Source organism: Streptococcus mitis (genome assembly GCF_023110375.1).
GTDB lineage: Bacteria > Bacillota > Bacilli > Lactobacillales > Streptococcaceae > Streptococcus > Streptococcus mitis_CI.
Window position 1 is genome coordinate 265,744 of sequence record NZ_JALDVV010000001.1, and the last position, 14,940, is coordinate 280,683.

At 38.7% G+C, this 14,940-nt stretch carries 14 protein-coding genes and 2 pseudogenes; 12 read left to right on the forward strand and 4 right to left on the reverse strand.

Annotation, left to right across the window (positions count from 1 at the left end; translation table 11 throughout):
* Nucleotides 1-37: 37 nt before the first annotated feature.
* From M1G12_RS01235 to M1G12_RS01255, 5 genes and pseudogenes are all read left to right on the forward strand, one after another.
* A pseudogene (locus tag M1G12_RS01235) lies at nt 38-919 on the forward strand (diacylglycerol/lipid kinase family protein); the annotation flags it as partial.
* Nucleotides 920-982: 63 nt separating this feature from the next.
* Nucleotides 983-1,474, forward strand: coding sequence for a phosphoribosylanthranilate isomerase (locus tag M1G12_RS01240; protein ID WP_247949326.1), 492 nt, complete (start codon nt 983-985; stop codon nt 1,472-1,474).
* Between the two features lie 174 nt (nt 1,475-1,648).
* On the forward strand, nt 1,649-3,391 hold the full coding sequence (locus tag M1G12_RS01245) for a glycoside hydrolase family 13 protein (protein ID WP_247941990.1): 1,743 nt from the start codon (nt 1,649-1,651) through the stop codon (nt 3,389-3,391).
* 119 nt (nt 3,392-3,510) lie between these two features.
* On the forward strand, nt 3,511-3,822 hold the full coding sequence (locus M1G12_RS01250; RefSeq protein WP_000420556.1) for a hypothetical protein: 312 nt from the start codon (nt 3,511-3,513) through the stop codon (nt 3,820-3,822).
* Nucleotides 3,823-3,825: 3 nt separating this feature from the next.
* Complete coding sequence (locus M1G12_RS01255; protein WP_247941991.1) at nt 3,826-4,542, forward strand: alpha/beta fold hydrolase; 717 nt, start codon at nt 3,826-3,828, stop codon at nt 4,540-4,542.
* Between the two features lie 127 nt (nt 4,543-4,669).
* Here the strand turns inward: M1G12_RS01255 and M1G12_RS01260 are convergent, their stop codons facing one another.
* From M1G12_RS01260 to M1G12_RS09895, 3 genes are read right to left on the reverse strand one after another with little or no spacing between them, the layout of a single operon-like run.
* Nucleotides 4,670-5,485, reverse strand: a complete 816-nt coding sequence (locus M1G12_RS01260; protein WP_000617852.1) for a TIGR03943 family putative permease subunit — start codon at nt 5,483-5,485, stop codon at nt 4,670-4,672.
* A complete protein-coding gene (locus M1G12_RS01265) occupies nt 5,482-6,387 on the reverse strand; it encodes a permease (RefSeq protein WP_000123630.1) in 906 nt (301 codons plus the stop codon). Before M1G12_RS01265 ends, M1G12_RS01260 begins: the two co-directional genes overlap by 4 nt.
* Complete coding sequence (locus M1G12_RS09895; RefSeq protein WP_004234728.1) at nt 6,388-6,519, reverse strand: SPJ_0845 family protein; 132 nt, start codon at nt 6,517-6,519, stop codon at nt 6,388-6,390.
* 155 nt (nt 6,520-6,674) lie between these two features.
* Between M1G12_RS09895 and M1G12_RS01270 the strand changes: the two genes are divergently transcribed.
* The 7 genes and pseudogenes from M1G12_RS01270 (at nt 6,675) to M1G12_RS01295 (ending at nt 13,871) form a co-directional block, all read left to right on the forward strand.
* The gene (locus M1G12_RS01270; protein ID WP_223340746.1) at nt 6,675-7,055 is read left to right on the forward strand and encodes a PBECR3 domain-containing polyvalent protein; all 381 of its coding nucleotides are present in this window, start codon (nt 6,675-6,677) and stop codon (nt 7,053-7,055) included.
* Between the two features lie 568 nt (nt 7,056-7,623).
* Nucleotides 7,624-7,752, forward strand: a pseudogene (locus tag M1G12_RS10000) (DUF1919 domain-containing protein); the annotation flags it as partial.
* Nucleotides 7,753-7,853: 101 nt separating this feature from the next.
* On the forward strand, nt 7,854-9,983 hold the full coding sequence (locus M1G12_RS01275) for a Tex family protein (RefSeq protein WP_247949260.1): 2,130 nt from the start codon (nt 7,854-7,856) through the stop codon (nt 9,981-9,983).
* Nucleotides 9,970-10,419 carry a SprT family protein gene (locus tag M1G12_RS01280; protein WP_153193420.1) on the forward strand — a complete coding sequence of 150 codons (450 nt, stop codon included), beginning with the start codon at nt 9,970-9,972 and terminating at the stop codon, nt 10,417-10,419. The genes M1G12_RS01275 and M1G12_RS01280 overlap by 14 nt, the downstream gene beginning before the upstream one ends.
* 58 nt (nt 10,420-10,477) lie before the next feature.
* Complete coding sequence (locus M1G12_RS01285) at nt 10,478-10,750, forward strand: PspC domain-containing protein (RefSeq protein ID WP_084949699.1); 273 nt, start codon at nt 10,478-10,480, stop codon at nt 10,748-10,750.
* A gap of 372 nt (nt 10,751-11,122) precedes the next feature.
* The gene (locus M1G12_RS01290; protein WP_000173372.1) at nt 11,123-11,881 is read left to right on the forward strand and encodes an ABC transporter ATP-binding protein; all 759 of its coding nucleotides are present in this window, start codon (nt 11,123-11,125) and stop codon (nt 11,879-11,881) included.
* A 1-nt stretch (nt 11,882) separates the two neighbouring features.
* Nucleotides 11,883-13,871, forward strand: coding sequence for an ABC transporter permease (locus M1G12_RS01295; RefSeq protein ID WP_247949261.1), 1,989 nt, complete (start codon nt 11,883-11,885; stop codon nt 13,869-13,871).
* A gap of 42 nt (nt 13,872-13,913) precedes the next feature.
* Here the strand turns inward: M1G12_RS01295 and M1G12_RS01300 are convergent, their stop codons facing one another.
* On the reverse strand, nt 13,914-14,609 hold the full coding sequence (locus M1G12_RS01300) for a VIT1/CCC1 transporter family protein (protein WP_247949262.1): 696 nt from the start codon (nt 14,607-14,609) through the stop codon (nt 13,914-13,916).
* Nucleotides 14,610-14,940 lie beyond the last annotated feature (331 nt).

Below are 14,940 nucleotides of genomic sequence, written 5' to 3' on the forward strand. Positions count from 1 at the left end.
GCTAACATTTCTATTTAAAAATTAAGGAGTATTATCAATGAAAAAAGCAATGTTAATTATCAACCCTACTTCTGGTGGCGAGAAGGCTTTGGATTACAAAGATAAGCTGGAAAATAAAGCAAAAGAATACTTTGAGCACGTGGAAACCAAAATTACCGAAAAGGCGCTGGATGCAACACATTTTGCTGAGGAAGCTTCTAGTGAGCAGTACGATGCAGTGGTTGTTTTCGGTGGAGATGGGACTGTCAACGAAGTCATTTCGGGTATTGCTGAGAGAGACTACATTCCTAAGTTAGGGATTATCCCAGGAGGTACGGGTAACCTCATTACGAAACTGTTGGAAATCAATCAAGACATCGATGGGGCGATTGATGAACTGGATTTTGATTTAACCAACAAGATTGATATCGGTAAAGCAAATGACAATTATTTTGGTTATATCTTTAGTATCGGTTCACTTCCTGAGGCGATTCACAATGTTGAAATCGAGGACAAGACAAAATTCGGTATTTTAGCCTATGCTGTAAATACCATGAAGTCTGTCATGACGGATCAGGTATTTAACATTAAGATTGAGACAGAAAATGGAAATTATGTTGGTGAAGCGAGCCATGTTTTGGTTCTTTTGACAAATTACTTCGCTGATAGGAAAATTTTTGAAGAGAACAAAGACGGCTATGCCAATATTTTGATTCTGAAAGATGCTTCTATATTCTCTAAATTATCCGTCATTCCTGATTTACTAAAAGGAGATGTTGTGGGCAATGATAATATTGAGTATATCAGAGCGCGTAATATTAAGATCTCTTCAGATAGTGAATTGGAGTCAGACGTTGACGGTGATAAATCTGATAACCTACCTGTAGAAATCAAGGTACTAGGCCAACACATTGAAGTATTTTCAAAACCGAAAGAGGAGAAGGTAAAAATTAGTTTATCTTTCACAACGAAATCGAGTTTTATATCAATGATTGGAGGAGGAATGAATTCTCTATTTGATGAATTTCGAACAATCTGTTCTCATTTAAACAAAGTCGGAATCACACCGACGCTCATGGGGTCTTTGGGTTTTGAATACCGTTCAAATGAAGAATGGGGGCCGTCTGACATTGACATTCATGTGCCTGGTGACTCTAGAGGTTGGGAAGCTCCTGACCATCTCAGAATCTATGACTGGGACAAGATAATGAAAGTGATGAATCACTTAGGTTACGCCTTAATAGATATTCATGAGCATGAATTCCAAAAGGATGGTCTGAGTGTTGAATTCGGAAGTATTGATTCTTTACCTGATTTTGCAGGAGTTTCGGAATCGGATATAGAGCTGATTCATCTCGATGACATCACGTTTCGTGTTCCAAACCTAGAACAGTATTTAAGTATTTACAAGGCTTCTTCCCAAGATTCTTATCGAAATGAGCACAATAACAATAAGGATTTTAAAAAAATTGAGTGGCTGGAAAGACATTTGTAAATCATCATTTGAAAAGTAGCAAGTTGTAAGACTGCCTGCTTTTTTATTTATAGAACCAAACCACTAGAATCTACGGACATTCCTTGCAAATAGTTTACAAAAATAGTATACTGGATTTATTGTTTTTTGAAAACGTTTTCGTGAAATTAAATTTAAAATGTAGGAGACAAGTTAATGGAATTAAGTGCTATTTACCATAGGCCTGAGTCGGAGTATGCCTATCTTTATAAGGATAAGAAACTTCATATTCGGATTCGAACTAAGAAAGGGGACATTAAAAGCATCAACTTGCATTATGGTGACCCTTTTATCTTTATGGAGGAGTTTTATCAGAATACAAAAGAAATGGCCAAAATAACTTCTGATACCTTATTCGATTATTGGCAGGTTGAAGTGTCAGTTGACTTTGCACGTATCCAGTATCTCTTTGAACTCAAGGATACAGAAGATCAAAGTATTTTGTATGGCGATAAAGGGTGTGTGGAAAATTCTCTAGAACATCTTCATGCTATTGGAAATGGATTTAAGTTACCTTATATACATGAGATTGATGCCTGCAAGGTTCCTGACTGGGTTTCAAATACGGTATGGTATCAGATATTTCCTGAGAGATTTGCAAATGGAAATGCTCTATTAAACCCAGAAAAGACTTTAGACTGGGATTCATCTATCACACCTAATAATGATGATTTCTTTGGTGGTGATTTACAGGGGATTATTGACCATCTGGATTATTTGCAAGACTTGGGTATTACTGGACTATATCTTTGTCCCATCTTTGAATCTACGAGCAATCACAAGTACAATACGACAGATTACTTTGAAATCGACCATCATTTTGGAGATAAGGAGGCCTTTCGGGAGCTGGTCGAACAAGCGCATCAGCGTGGCATGAAAATCATGCTAGATGCTGTATTTAATCATATTGGTTCGCAATCGCCTCAATGGCAAAATGTTATCGAAAATGGTGAGCAATCTGCTTATAAAGATTGGTTCCATATACAACAATTCCCAGTGACAACTGAAAAGTTAGCCAATAAGAGAGATTTACCCTATCATGCTTTTGGTTTCGAGGACTATATGCCTAAGCTAAATACAGCCAATCCAGAGGTCAAGAATTATCTTTTAAAGGTTGCGACTTATTGGATTGAAGAGTTTGATATCGATGCTTGGCGTTTGGATGTGGCTAATGAGATTGACCATCAGTTCTGGAAGGATTTTCGCAAGGCAGTTTTAGCTAAAAAGACTGATCTTTATATTTTAGGAGAAGTCTGGCATACGTCTCAGCCTTGGCTAAATGGCGATGAGTTCCATGCGGTCATGAATTATCCTTTATCTGATAGTATCAAGGATTATTTCTTACGAGGGCTTAAGAAGACGGACCAATTCATCGATGAAATCAATGGCCAATCTATGTATTACAAGCAGCAGATTTCAGAAGTTATGTTTAATCTCCTAGATTCGCATGATACAGAACGAATCCTGTGGACTGCAAATGAAGACGTTCAACTGGTCAAATCAGCTCTAGCCTTTCTCTTTTTACAAAAGGGAACATCCTGTATTTATTACGGAACAGAGTTATCTTTGACCGGAGGACCAGACCCAGATTGTCGACGTTGTATGCCTTGGGAACGTGTATCAAGTGACAATCATATGCTGAATTTCATGAAGCAGCTGATTAATATTAGAAAACAAGCGTCATCAACCATTCAGCATGGCAAGTATAGCCTAAAAGAAATTAAAGCTGATGTAGTAGCCTTGGAATGGAAATACGAAGGACAGGTCCTCAAAGCTATATTTAACCAATCAAAAGATGATTATCTTTTAGAGAAAGAAGCAGTAGCACTAGCAAGCAATTGCCAAGAATTTGAGAATCGGCTTGTCATCTCTCCAAAAGGATTTGTGATTTTTCATTAAAGAGCAATTATGAGCGACAGGAAAGTTGTAGTATAGAGAAGACTTTACAAACAGACTATTTGTCCTCTTGCTACAAATGATATATAATTTAACATAGAGAAAATAGGAGGACTAATCGAATGGAATTAAAAGATTTTACAGAAAAAGAACAGGAAATGATTAAGAAGGGACTTACGACGTCTAAGATTAGTGACAAGGAAACTGCTGAGAAGATTCTTGCGCTAGTACCACAAGACTTGATTAAGCGAATTCCATTTTTCGTCAGAAAACATGCTACGACACGTACTATTAAACGCATTTCAATTGAACACCCTGAACTCTACGCTGCAGCTCAAACAAGTGGTGAAATACCAGAAAAAGAACGCGAAGAATTGCGTCAGATTATCACGACTATCTTTGAGCAAAAGATGAATAAGCATAGTATTAAGTAGAGAATGAAAAAATATTTTATTGGCGGTCTGGGAAGCAATATCTATCATAGCAAGGATTTTCTTCAAGAACTAGATTCGCAGGTTTATTTTCTAAGTCCATATGAAAAGCATCTTCGAGATGAAACAGAATTGAAATTATGGTTTAAAAATGAGATTGTAGAAGGAGACTCTATCTGTCTGATAGGTCATTCTCTTGGAGGAGATTTGGCGCGTTATCTCGCATCGGAATTTCATGAAGTGAAAAAACTGATTCTTTTGGATGGTGGCTATCTAGATTTAGATAAGATTTTAACTTTAGATGCGGAATTAGAGGAAACTAAAAACTATATCAAATCTCAAGTCGTTTCAGACTTAGCTCTTCTTATTTCTAAAGAAAAATCTGAAGCAAAGCATTGGTCAGAAAATATGGAGAAAGCCGTAAGACAGTCATATCACTGGAATTCTAAGTATAATAGATATGAGTTAGCTATAAAATATGAAAATATAGAAGCGATACTCCGCCTACGGAGGAAAATACAAGCTTTTAAGAGAGAAGTGGGAGATACCTTGTTTATCAGTCCTCGCTATCCTAATGAAGCTACATGGAGAGAGGAAGCCCTAAAAGAATTGCCAGACTATTTTGATACTATTCTTTTAGAGAACTTTGGCCATGAGCTTTATACTGAAGCCCCTAGAGAAATCGCTAGTCTAATTAATGAGTGGCTCGCTTATTCTCAATGAGCTACTTGCATTACTTAAAATGTTATAAGATTTAAATCTAAAAATCATTATTACTCATATAACAAAAAACGAACAGGCTCTTTTTCTGTCATTCAGAAGAGAACTTGTTCGTTTTTATCTTGCTTTTTTAAAACACGCGATACACATAGGGATTCTCTGGTTTATCGACTTTGGTAAAACTATCGATTTCCAAGGTTGGGAGGTTTTGTTTGAGTTCTTTATGATAGTGATTGACCAGTTTTCCTTTGGCTGTTATCCAGGTATTATTCTCATACTGACGGGTATTTCCCTTGGTCAGCAATCCATAGACACCAGAATCTGCGATACAATGGATAATGCCGAAGCGGAATAGAAATTGGCTATTGGCATGACTGGGGTCGTTATAGACAAAGCCTGTGAACTGGACTGTCTTGCCCTCAAATTCATCTGGATAGTCGTAGATGGCTTCCATGACTTCCATATAGTTTTCGTTGGTAATCTGAATGCTATCTTGGGATAAGTATTTATTCGCCGAAGTTCGCATTTCCTTTTCATAAGCTGCTTTTGAAAAATAAGAACTGGTATCTGGTTTCAAATATTGGCTTGTCGTTCCTTCACTGGTCTGAATGGCTTGATCCGTGCCTTCTGATAAAGGAAAATGGTAGCCTTTGGCAGAAACGGTCTGAGAATCCAAGCTAACAGTTGGAAAAGTTAAACCGACGACAATAGGAATGGCAAGAAGAGCAATACTAGTTCCTTTAGATAATCGGCTATTCAGATGACTGTGGGTTTTGACTTGCTTCATCCAGATATACAGCTGGACGATTGCCAAGATAAAGGAAAGCACCATGGAAATATAGGCCAGATAGGAATAGTGCATGTTGATGTACTGGTTTAATTTGCCGGACAGATGGAGATAAATAGTCAATTCAAAATAGCCAGCTAAAACTAAAAATCGAATCATAGGACGACTCCAATCAAGAGAGAATATACTAAGACAACGAGTGTCACAATCGTAATGAACTGACTGATAAATCGTGCTTTCAAGTAATTTTTCATCATGAGAATATTTTTGATATCCAGCATTGGGCCAATTACGAGAAAGGCCAAAACTGGTGCTAAGCCGAAACTCGAGAGAAGAGAAGATCCGATAAAAGCATCAGCCTCACTACAGAGAGAAAGAAGAAAGGCTAAAATCATCAAGAGCAGGATGGCAAAAAGAGGGGTTGCACTGATAGAGGTCAGAATCCGTGTCGGAACATAGACCTGTATAACAGAGGCAAAGAGACAGCCAAATACCAAATAACGCCCCGTATCAAAAAATTCATCAATGGCCTGCACAAAGACCTGAAAAACTTTTTTTGCAGAGCTCAAGTGAGAAAAATCATGCTCATGACAAGCCAACCGATCTTCTTTTTGAATCGGTTCTTGCCAGAAAAATCCTAGAAAAATCCCAAGTATCACAGCCACAACGATGGAACCCAGAGCTCGCAATAGGGCGATATGGAAGGAGTTGCCAAAGGCAGAATAGGTCGCAAAGAGAACAATGGGATTGATAACAGGTGCTGTCACAAGAAAGGGAACGGCTGTGTAACTGGGAACCTTTTTTTCCAGAAAACGATTGATAATGGGGACGATTCCACATTCACAAGAAGGGAAAAGCATCCCGACAAAGGTCCCAAAAAAGATTCTCCCCCAACGATTTCGAGGGAGAAAATGATAAACCTTTTCAGGTGTGATATAAACCTCAATCAGCCCTGAAACAATACTTCCTATCAGAACGAAGGGTAGGGCTTCAATGATTATAGAGAGAAAAATAGCCCCAGTCTGAAGCACACTAGAAGGGAGTTGTTGGAAAGCAGTCATCTAGTTTTTCTTTTCTGCTTTGGCTTTTTTCTCTTTGTCATCAGGGAAAGTGACTTGTTTCAAATCAGGGAGTTTAGCAAACTCCTCAAACATCTTGTCCAAGTCATCAGTTTTTGTAAATTTTACAGCCATAGGTGCACCTCGATTCTAAATTCTATCTCTATTATACTATTATTTTAAGGAAAAGGGAAAAGTTAAAATTGAGTATCTAACGAATAATAGAGCTTGATATATCCTGATATACACTATGATTGTGATATAATAGTTGTGGAATAACGGAGGAAATGATGGATCATGAAACAATCGGTCAGGTTACCGATGAAGTAAAAGAAATTTTTGATATTGTTCTTGAAGCGAGCGACATAAAGGTCAACAAAGACGGTTTGAGAAGCCATATGATAAAACGCCATCACAATGATGTGATTCATCATATTGAAGACCTGGAACTCATACTAAGGAACCCAGATTTCGTCGGGGTCAATCCACGAGAGAAAGACGCCAGTTTCGAATATGTTAAAAGATTTGATGATAATGTTCTTGTTGCCATCAAGTTACATAAAAGTGGAGATTTCTTTTATGTTCCGACCATGTATCGTTTACAAGATTACAAGTTACAAAGTCGTATTAAGTCTGGTAGATTGAGAAAACTTGACAAAAAAAGTAGATAGTGCTAGAATAATATTAACGAAAGACATTTGAGGGCAGAAAGGTTCCTGCCGCACCTTGAAAAAGGTATCTGAGATGCTGGGTACACCGACCAGCCAAGTGTCCGTTATTTCAAAGGAGGGAGCTTAATGCTCCTTTTTTGTTTAAAAATTTCAAAAAAGATTATCCCCACCGCAGGCTCAGGCTTGCGGTTTTTTATTTCTAAAAAACACGCATTTTGGTCGATTAGAAACAGAAATCTAAATTCTATTCTTCACCACAACAATTAGGATAAATAACTTTTAAGACGAGGGGTCTCCCTTCACCAAATTTGAGTCTGCTTATCCCTTCCTTTCACAAACGAGTCTCTTATTAAATTATAAGTTTACGTGCTCCTAGTCACAGTCAGTTGTGTTTGATGGAAAGAATGACACCTATAAAAATGCGAGGTAGTGACTATACCACTCACTTATTCACTTCCCCGTGATTTGTAGAAATGATAGGCTTTCTCACTATTATTATAAAACAAAATAAAGAGCACAACACTTTTTCATTCTGTGTTGTGCCTTGAGTGAAACGAAAGGAATTAATTATAAAAGTTTAAAAAGTCAATGTGTTACTCCAGGTCAGGAACATCTTCCAGAACTGGCTATTATGTCTGATCCATTAAATACTTTTGATATCATAGCTTGGTTAAAAAAAGGCGGTAATGCTCTATAAGTACAAATTATTGAGCTATAGCATATAAGTCTATTCCCTACATATTTTTTAAATGTTCTACGAGTTAATTTGAAATGTTTAGCTTGTGGTATAATAGATTCATGGATAAAAAATATGAAAAAATCTCCCAAGATTTGGGAGTGACGTTAAAGCAAATTGATACCGTTCTAAGTTTGACAGCTGAAGGGGCGACTATTCCCTTTATCGCGCGTTATCGCAAGGACATGACTGGTAGTTTGGATGAGGTGGCGATTAAGGCTATTATCGACTTGGATAAAAGTCTGAGCAATCTCAACGATCGTAAGGAAACTGTCTTGGCTAAGATTCAAGAGCAAGGCAAGCTGACTAAGGAGTTGGAAGAAGCTATCTTAGTAGCCGAAAAATTAGCAGACGTAGAAGAGCTCTATCTTCCATATAAGGAAAAACGTCGAACCAAGGCAACCATTGCCCGTGAAGCTGGACTCTTTCCTCTTGCTCGCCTGATTTTGCAGAATGTAGCTGACTTAGAGAAAGAAGCTGAGAAGTTTGTCTGTGAAGGATTTGTGACTGGTAAGGAAGCTTTAGCTGGTGCAGTTGATATCTTGGTTGAAGCCTTATCGGAGGATGTGACCTTGCGTTCCATGACTTATCAGGAGGTGCTGAGACACTCCAAACTTACTTCTCAAGTCAAGGATGAAAGTCTGGATGAAAAGCAAGTTTTTCAGATTTACTATGATTTTTCTGAGACAGTTGGGAATATGCAAGGCTATCGTACCTTAGCGCTCAATCGTGGGGAGAAACTAGGGATTTTGAAGGTCGGTTTTGAACATGCGACGGACCGTATTCTAGCTTTCTTTGCAGCTCGTTTCAAGGTGAAGAATGCCTATATTGATGAAGTTGTTCAACAGTCAGTTAAGAAAAAGGTCTTGCCTGCTATCGAACGACGCATTCGGACAGAATTAACCGAAAAAGCAGAAGAAGGGGCTATCCAACTCTTTTCTGACAATCTGCGAAATCTCCTCTTGGTTGCTCCACTGAAAGGGCGTGTGGTTCTTGGATTTGACCCAGCCTTTCGTACAGGTGCCAAGCTAGCTGTCGTGGATGCAACAGGAAAAATGCTGACAACTCAGGTCATCTATCCTGTTAAACCAGCCTCCGCTCGTCAGATTGAAGAAGCAAAACGAGACTTAGCCGACCTGATTGGCCAGTATGGCGTGGAAATTATTGCTATCGGAAATGGAACTGCCAGTCGTGAAAGTGAAGCCTTTGTGGCAGAAGTTCTTAAAGATTTTCCTGAGGTCAGCTATGTTATCGTCAATGAAAGTGGTGCTTCTGTCTATTCTGCCAGTGAACTAGCTCGTCAGGAGTTTCCAGACTTGACCGTTGAAAAACGCTCTGCTATTTCTATTGCCCGTCGCTTGCAAGATCCCCTTGCTGAATTGGTCAAAATCGATCCTAAGTCAATCGGTGTCGGTCAATATCAGCATGATGTCAGTCAAAAGAAATTGTCTGAAAGTCTGGACTTTGTCGTCGATACCGTGGTGAACCAAGTCGGTGTCAATGTCAATACAGCCAGCCCAGCTCTTCTTTCCCATGTCGCTGGACTCAACAAAACTATTTCTGAAAATATTGTCAAATACCGTGAGGAAGAAGGAAAAATCACTTCACGCGCTCAAATCAAGAAGGTTCCTCGTCTGGGAGCCAAGGCTTTTGAGCAGGCTGCTGGTTTCCTCCGTATCCCAGAAAGTAGCAATATCCTTGATAATACAGGAGTTCACCCAGAAAACTATGCTGCAGTTAAAGAGCTCTTCAAACGCTTGGATATCAAGGACTTGAATGAAGAGGCTCAAGGCAAACTCAAGTCGCTATCAATCAAGGAAATGGCGCAAGAGCTAGACCTTGGTCCAGAAACTCTTAAAGATATCATTGCAGATCTTCTCAAACCAGGTCGAGATTTCCGTGATTCCTTTGATGCACCTGTGCTTCGCCAAGATGTCCTAGATATCAAAGACTTAGTGGTTGGTCAGAAGCTAGAAGGTGTGGTGCGTAACGTCGTTGACTTCGGTGCCTTCGTTGATATCGGGATTCACGAGGACGGATTGATTCATATTTCCCATATGAGTCGCAAATTTATCAAACACCCTAGCCAAGTGGTGTCAGTTGGAGATTTGGTGACCGTTTGGGTCAAGAAAATTGATACTGAACGTGAAAAAGTTAATCTGTCGCTCCTCGCTCCAAATGAAACTGACTGATTACGTCAAGCAAGTTTCGCTAGAAGACTTCGGTAGACCTTTTATCCATCAAGCCCAGTGGAATAGGCGTCTACGTTCGACAGGTGGGCGATTTTTCCCAAAAGATGGGCATTTGGATTTTAATCCCAAGGTTTATCAGGAACTGGGGTTGGACGTTTTTAGGAAAATTGTCCGCCATGAACTCTGTCATTATCACCTTTATTTCCAAGGGAAGGGCTATCAACACAAGGATCGGGATTTTAAGGAACTTTTGAAAGCAGTGGATGGATTACGCTTTGTGCCATCCTTGCCCAATAGCAACTCCAAGCCAATCAAACTCTATCGTTGCCAGTCCTGCCAGCAAAGTTATCATCGCAAGCGAAGGATTGATACCAAACGCTATCGCTGTGGACTTTGTCGAGGTAAATTACTACTGATAAATCAGCCTGAGGACTGATGAAAGCCGAGCCTACCCGTGATATACTAAGTCTAACCTAGTAGAAAGAGGTAAAACCATGAACAGTAAATTTTATAAAATGAGACGAAATCGCATGATTTCAGGAGTTCTGGCAGGTCTAGCAGACAAATGGAACTTTGATGTTACCCTTGTTCGTTTCTTGTTTGCCATTTTTACAGTCGCAAACTTTGGACTTGGTGTGATTATCTATATCATCCTAGCTTCTATCATGCCAACCAAAGAAGAAATCGAAGCAGAAATGTACGGAACAGGCCCACGAAAACGCAAAGAAGCACAAGCAATTGACGATAATGAAGGCTGGTTTTGGTGAGGTAGAAACAATTATTTTACTGTTAGTCTATGAATTCGACTAATCTATTTTAAAATTTTTGAACCCTTGTATCCGCAAGGGTTTTCTTCTTGCCTTCTTTTTATGGTAAAATATTTTTAATAAAATGCCTACATTTCCCCCAATCTTACAAAAATGTAAGATTAAAGTCTCTTTTGTAAGGTTAGGTTATGGCAAGAGGTCTTTTTTTGATGTAAACTAGACTCATAAAGAACAAAGGAGTAACATCATGAAACAAATCTTACAGAAGAAAACAAGAAAACCAAGCCACAAAGATATTGAGCGTGTTCAACTGGGATGCGCTATGATGCAAGCAACATTTCATTTGATGGGATATTAAGAAAGGAGATTCTCATGACACTTTTAGATGTAAAACACGTTCAAAAAATTTATAAAACACGTTTTCAGGGCAACCAAGTAGAAGCCCTCAAGGATATTCACTTTACCGTGGAAAAAGGTGACTACGTTGCCATCATGGGTGAGTCTGGTTCTGGTAAATCAACTTTACTCAATATTCTAGCTATGCTGGATAAACCAACTCGTGGTCAGGTTTACTTGAATGGAACTGACACCGCAACCATTAAAAATTCACAGGCTTCTAGCTTCCGTCGTGAAAAGTTAGGCTTTGTCTTCCAAGACTTTAACTTGCTTGATACCTTATCTGTTAAGGACAATATCTTGCTTCCGCTTGTCTTGTCAAGAAGACCTATTACAGAGATGATGAAGAAATTGGTGGTGACAGCTGAGAATCTAGGTATCAACCAATTGCAAGAGAAGTACCCTTACGAGATTTCTGGTGGTCAGAAACAGCGTGTAGCAGTAGCCCGCGCCATCATCACAGAACCTGAAATCCTCCTTGCGGATGAGCCAACAGGAGCCCTTGATTCCAAGTCATCTGCAGCCTTACTTGATGTCTTTGATGAAATCAATGAGCGCGGCCAAACCATTCTTATGGTAACCCACTCAACAGCAGCAGCTAGCAGAGCTAAACGTGTACTCTTTATCAAAGACGGCATTCTTTACAACCAAATCTACCGTGGAGAGAAGACAGAACGTCAGATGTTCCAAGAAATTTCTGATACCTTGACTGTCATGGCAAGCGAGGTGAATTAGTATGTTTCGATTAACCAATAAGTTAGCGGTATCGAACTTGATTAAAAACCGCAAACTCTACTATCCTTTTGCGTTGGCTGTTCTCTTGGCAGTCACCGTCACCTATCTCTTTTACTCTCTAACTTTCAATCCAAAGATTGCGGAAATCCGTGGAGGTGAAACAATTCAAGCTACTCTAGGATTTGGTATGTTTGTCGTCACCCTTGCGTCAGCCATTATCGTCCTCTATGCCAATAGTTTTGTCATGAAAAACCGTTCCAAGGAACTAGGGATTTATGGCATGCTGGGTTTGGAGAAACGCCATCTGATCAGTATGACCTTTAAGGAGTTAGTGGTATTTGGGATTCTAACTGTTGGAGCGGGAATCGGTATTGGAGCCTTGTTTGACAAGTTGATTTTCGCCTTCTTGCTCAAACTGATGAAATTGAAAGTTGAACTAGTTGCTACCTTCCAGATGAAAGTTGTCATTACAGTACTTGTTGTCTTTGGTTTGATTTTCCTAGGTCTCATGTTCCTGAATGCTATTCGAATCGCCCGTATGAATGCCCTCCAGCTCTCGCGTGAGAAAGCAAGCGGAGAGAAAAAAGGTCGCTTTCTTCCTCTCCAAACCATTCTTGGTTCCATTAGTTTAGGGATTGGCTATTATCTTTCTCTTACAGTAAAAGATCCTCTTACAGCCCTAACAACCTTCTTCTTAGCTGTTTTACTGGTTATCTTTGGTACTTATCTTTTGTTCAATGCAGGGATTACCGTTTTCCTACAAATCTTAAAGAAAAACAAGAAATATTATTACCAACCAAATAACCTTATCTCAGTGTCTAACTTGATTTTCCGTATGAAGAAAAATGCGGTTGGACTAGCAACTATCGCAATTTTGTCAACAATGGTTTTGGTAACCATGTCAGCAGCGACTAGTATTTTCAATGCTTCAGAATCCTTTAAAAAAGTTTTAAATCCTCATGATTTTGGCATTAATGGACAAAATGTTGAAAAAGAAGACTTGGACAAACTCTTGAGCCAGTTTGCAAGTGATAAAGGTTATAAGATTAAAGAGAAAGAAGTTCTTCGTTACGCTTACTTTGGTGTTGCAAACCAAGAAGGTAGCAAGTTAACCATTTTTGAAAAAGGACAAAACCGTGTCCAAGTCAAAACAATTTTTATGGTATTTGACCAAAAAGATTATGAAAATATGACTGGTCAAAAACTGTCTCTATCAGGAAATGAGGTCGGACTCTTTGCCAAGAATGAGGGAGTTAAAGAACAGAAAACTCTAACTCTAAATGATCATCAATTTTCTGTAAAAGAAGAATTTACTAAAGATTTCATTGTAAACCATGTTCCAAATCAGTTTAATATTTTGACTTCTGATTACAATTACCTTGTTGTACCTAATTTACAAGCCTTTTTGGACCAATTCCCAGATTCGGCTATCTATAATCAGTTTTACGGTGGTATGAATGTAAGTATCAGTGAAGAAGAGCAACTAAAAGTCGCTGAAGAATATGAAAAATACTTACAAAAGTTTAATGCTCAATTAAACACTGAAGGTAACTATGTGTATGGTAGCACTCTAGCAGATGCTGGTGCTCAAATGAGTGTCCTCTTTGGCGGTGTCTTCTTTATTGGTATTTTCCTATCCATTATCTTTATGGTCGGAACCGTTCTGGTCATCTACTACAAGCAAATTTCTGAAGGATATGAAGACCGTGAGCGCTTTATTATCTTGCAGAAAGTTGGTTTAGATCAAAAGCAAATCAAGCAAACCATTAACAAACAGGTTTTAACTGTTTTCTTCCTTCCTTTGCTTTTTGCCTTTATACATCTAGCCTTTGCCTATCATATGCTTAGTCTGATTTTAAAAGTGATTGGTGTACTGGATACGACTATGATGTTGATTGTGACCTTGTCTATCTGCGCTATCTTCCTCATCGCCTATGTGCTGATTTTCATGATTACTTCAAGAAGTTATCGCAAGATTGTCCAAATGTAAAAAAAGATACCTCGACTTCAAAATCGAGGTATTTCTTGTATTCTAAATGCTGAAAAGTTGTCCGAGCAGGAAGGTAACTCCCATGGTCAAGAGGCCAATAGCTAGGTTCCGAATCATAGCTGTTTTGGTTGGAGCTTTTCCAAGTTTGGCACTAGTGTAACCAGTGAGAAGAAGGGCCACACCGACGATAAGGACGGTAGCAAGGATGCGGTATTCACTTGGGAAAATGGTAATTGAAAGCATGGGTGGTAAGCTACCAAGGAAAAAAGAAATAAAGCTAGAGATGGCAGCGTGCCAAGGATTGGTAAACTCTTCATACTCTATCCCGTATTTTTCCTCTACCAAAGCCTTGAGCGGATTATTTAAAAAGGCTTTGTTGGTGAGAAGTTGGGCTGATGTTTCACACTCGCCATTTTGAATATAGGCAGCATAGAGAGATTTTTTGGCTAGTTCCATATCTTGGTCTAGCAAGAGTTGCTCACGCGCAACGGCCGCTTCCTCGGTATCTTTTTGAGTTGAAACGGACACATATTCTCCACCTGCCATTGAAAAGGCACCGGCCAAAATAGCTGCAAATCCTGATAAAAAGATAATCCAGATATTGCTGGTAGCACTGGCAACCCCGATAACAACACCAGCAATGGAAATAATTCCATCATTGGCACCAAGAACACCCGCTCGTAGGATATTTAAACGACCTGCAAAATTTGAATCGATTTCGTGATTTGTTTCTGACATACTAATCTCCTTCTTATCCAGTATAAAGGAAAGAGGTAATGAAATCAATTTTTTAAAAGTATCTGAAAAAAGTTGCACGATTCTAATGATGTAGAAATTTCAGCATTTTTTCTGATAAATCAAACACCGAGGGTACTAAGTATAGAATTGCATAAAAAATTTTAAATTAAATATGAAAATCATTTTGTTCACTTTATAATCGTTTACAAGAGAATAATTAGTATTAAATCAAATAAAATCCAAATATTTTGCGAACTTTTTTATATTTTTTTCGTAAAAGGCTTTACAAGTTCTTAAAAACATGATATAGTAATAAAGCTTAGAAAATGAG

Bases quoted from the DNA above. Each gene is read 5' to 3' on its own strand.
- M1G12_RS01270 (WP_223340746.1), top strand. From the start codon at position 6,675: ATGGATCATGAAACAATCGGTCAGGTTACCGATGAAGTAAAAGAAATT.
- M1G12_RS01265 (WP_000123630.1), bottom strand. From the start codon at position 6,387: ATGACTGCTTTCCAACAACTCCCTTCTAGTGTGCTTCAGACTGGGGCT.
- M1G12_RS01280 (WP_153193420.1), top strand. From the start codon at position 9,970: ATGAAACTGACTGATTACGTCAAGCAAGTTTCGCTAGAAGACTTCGGT.
- M1G12_RS01250 (WP_000420556.1), top strand. From the start codon at position 3,511: ATGGAATTAAAAGATTTTACAGAAAAAGAACAGGAAATGATTAAGAAG.
- M1G12_RS01275 (WP_247949260.1), top strand. From the start codon at position 7,854: ATGGATAAAAAATATGAAAAAATCTCCCAAGATTTGGGAGTGACGTTA.
- M1G12_RS01290 (WP_000173372.1), top strand. From the start codon at position 11,123: ATGACACTTTTAGATGTAAAACACGTTCAAAAAATTTATAAAACACGT.
- M1G12_RS01285 (WP_084949699.1), top strand. From the start codon at position 10,478: ATGAACAGTAAATTTTATAAAATGAGACGAAATCGCATGATTTCAGGA.
- M1G12_RS01295 (WP_247949261.1), top strand. From the start codon at position 11,883: ATGTTTCGATTAACCAATAAGTTAGCGGTATCGAACTTGATTAAAAAC.
- M1G12_RS01300 (WP_247949262.1), bottom strand. From the start codon at position 14,609: ATGTCAGAAACAAATCACGAAATCGATTCAAATTTTGCAGGTCGTTTA.
- M1G12_RS01260 (WP_000617852.1), bottom strand. From the start codon at position 5,485: ATGATTCGATTTTTAGTTTTAGCTGGCTATTTTGAATTGACTATTTAT.
- M1G12_RS01255 (WP_247941991.1), top strand. From the start codon at position 3,826: ATGAAAAAATATTTTATTGGCGGTCTGGGAAGCAATATCTATCATAGC.
- M1G12_RS09895 (WP_004234728.1), bottom strand. From the start codon at position 6,519: ATGGCTGTAAAATTTACAAAAACTGATGACTTGGACAAGATGTTTGAG.
- M1G12_RS01240 (WP_247949326.1), top strand. From the start codon at position 983: ATGAATTCTCTATTTGATGAATTTCGAACAATCTGTTCTCATTTAAAC.
- M1G12_RS01245 (WP_247941990.1), top strand. From the start codon at position 1,649: ATGGAATTAAGTGCTATTTACCATAGGCCTGAGTCGGAGTATGCCTAT.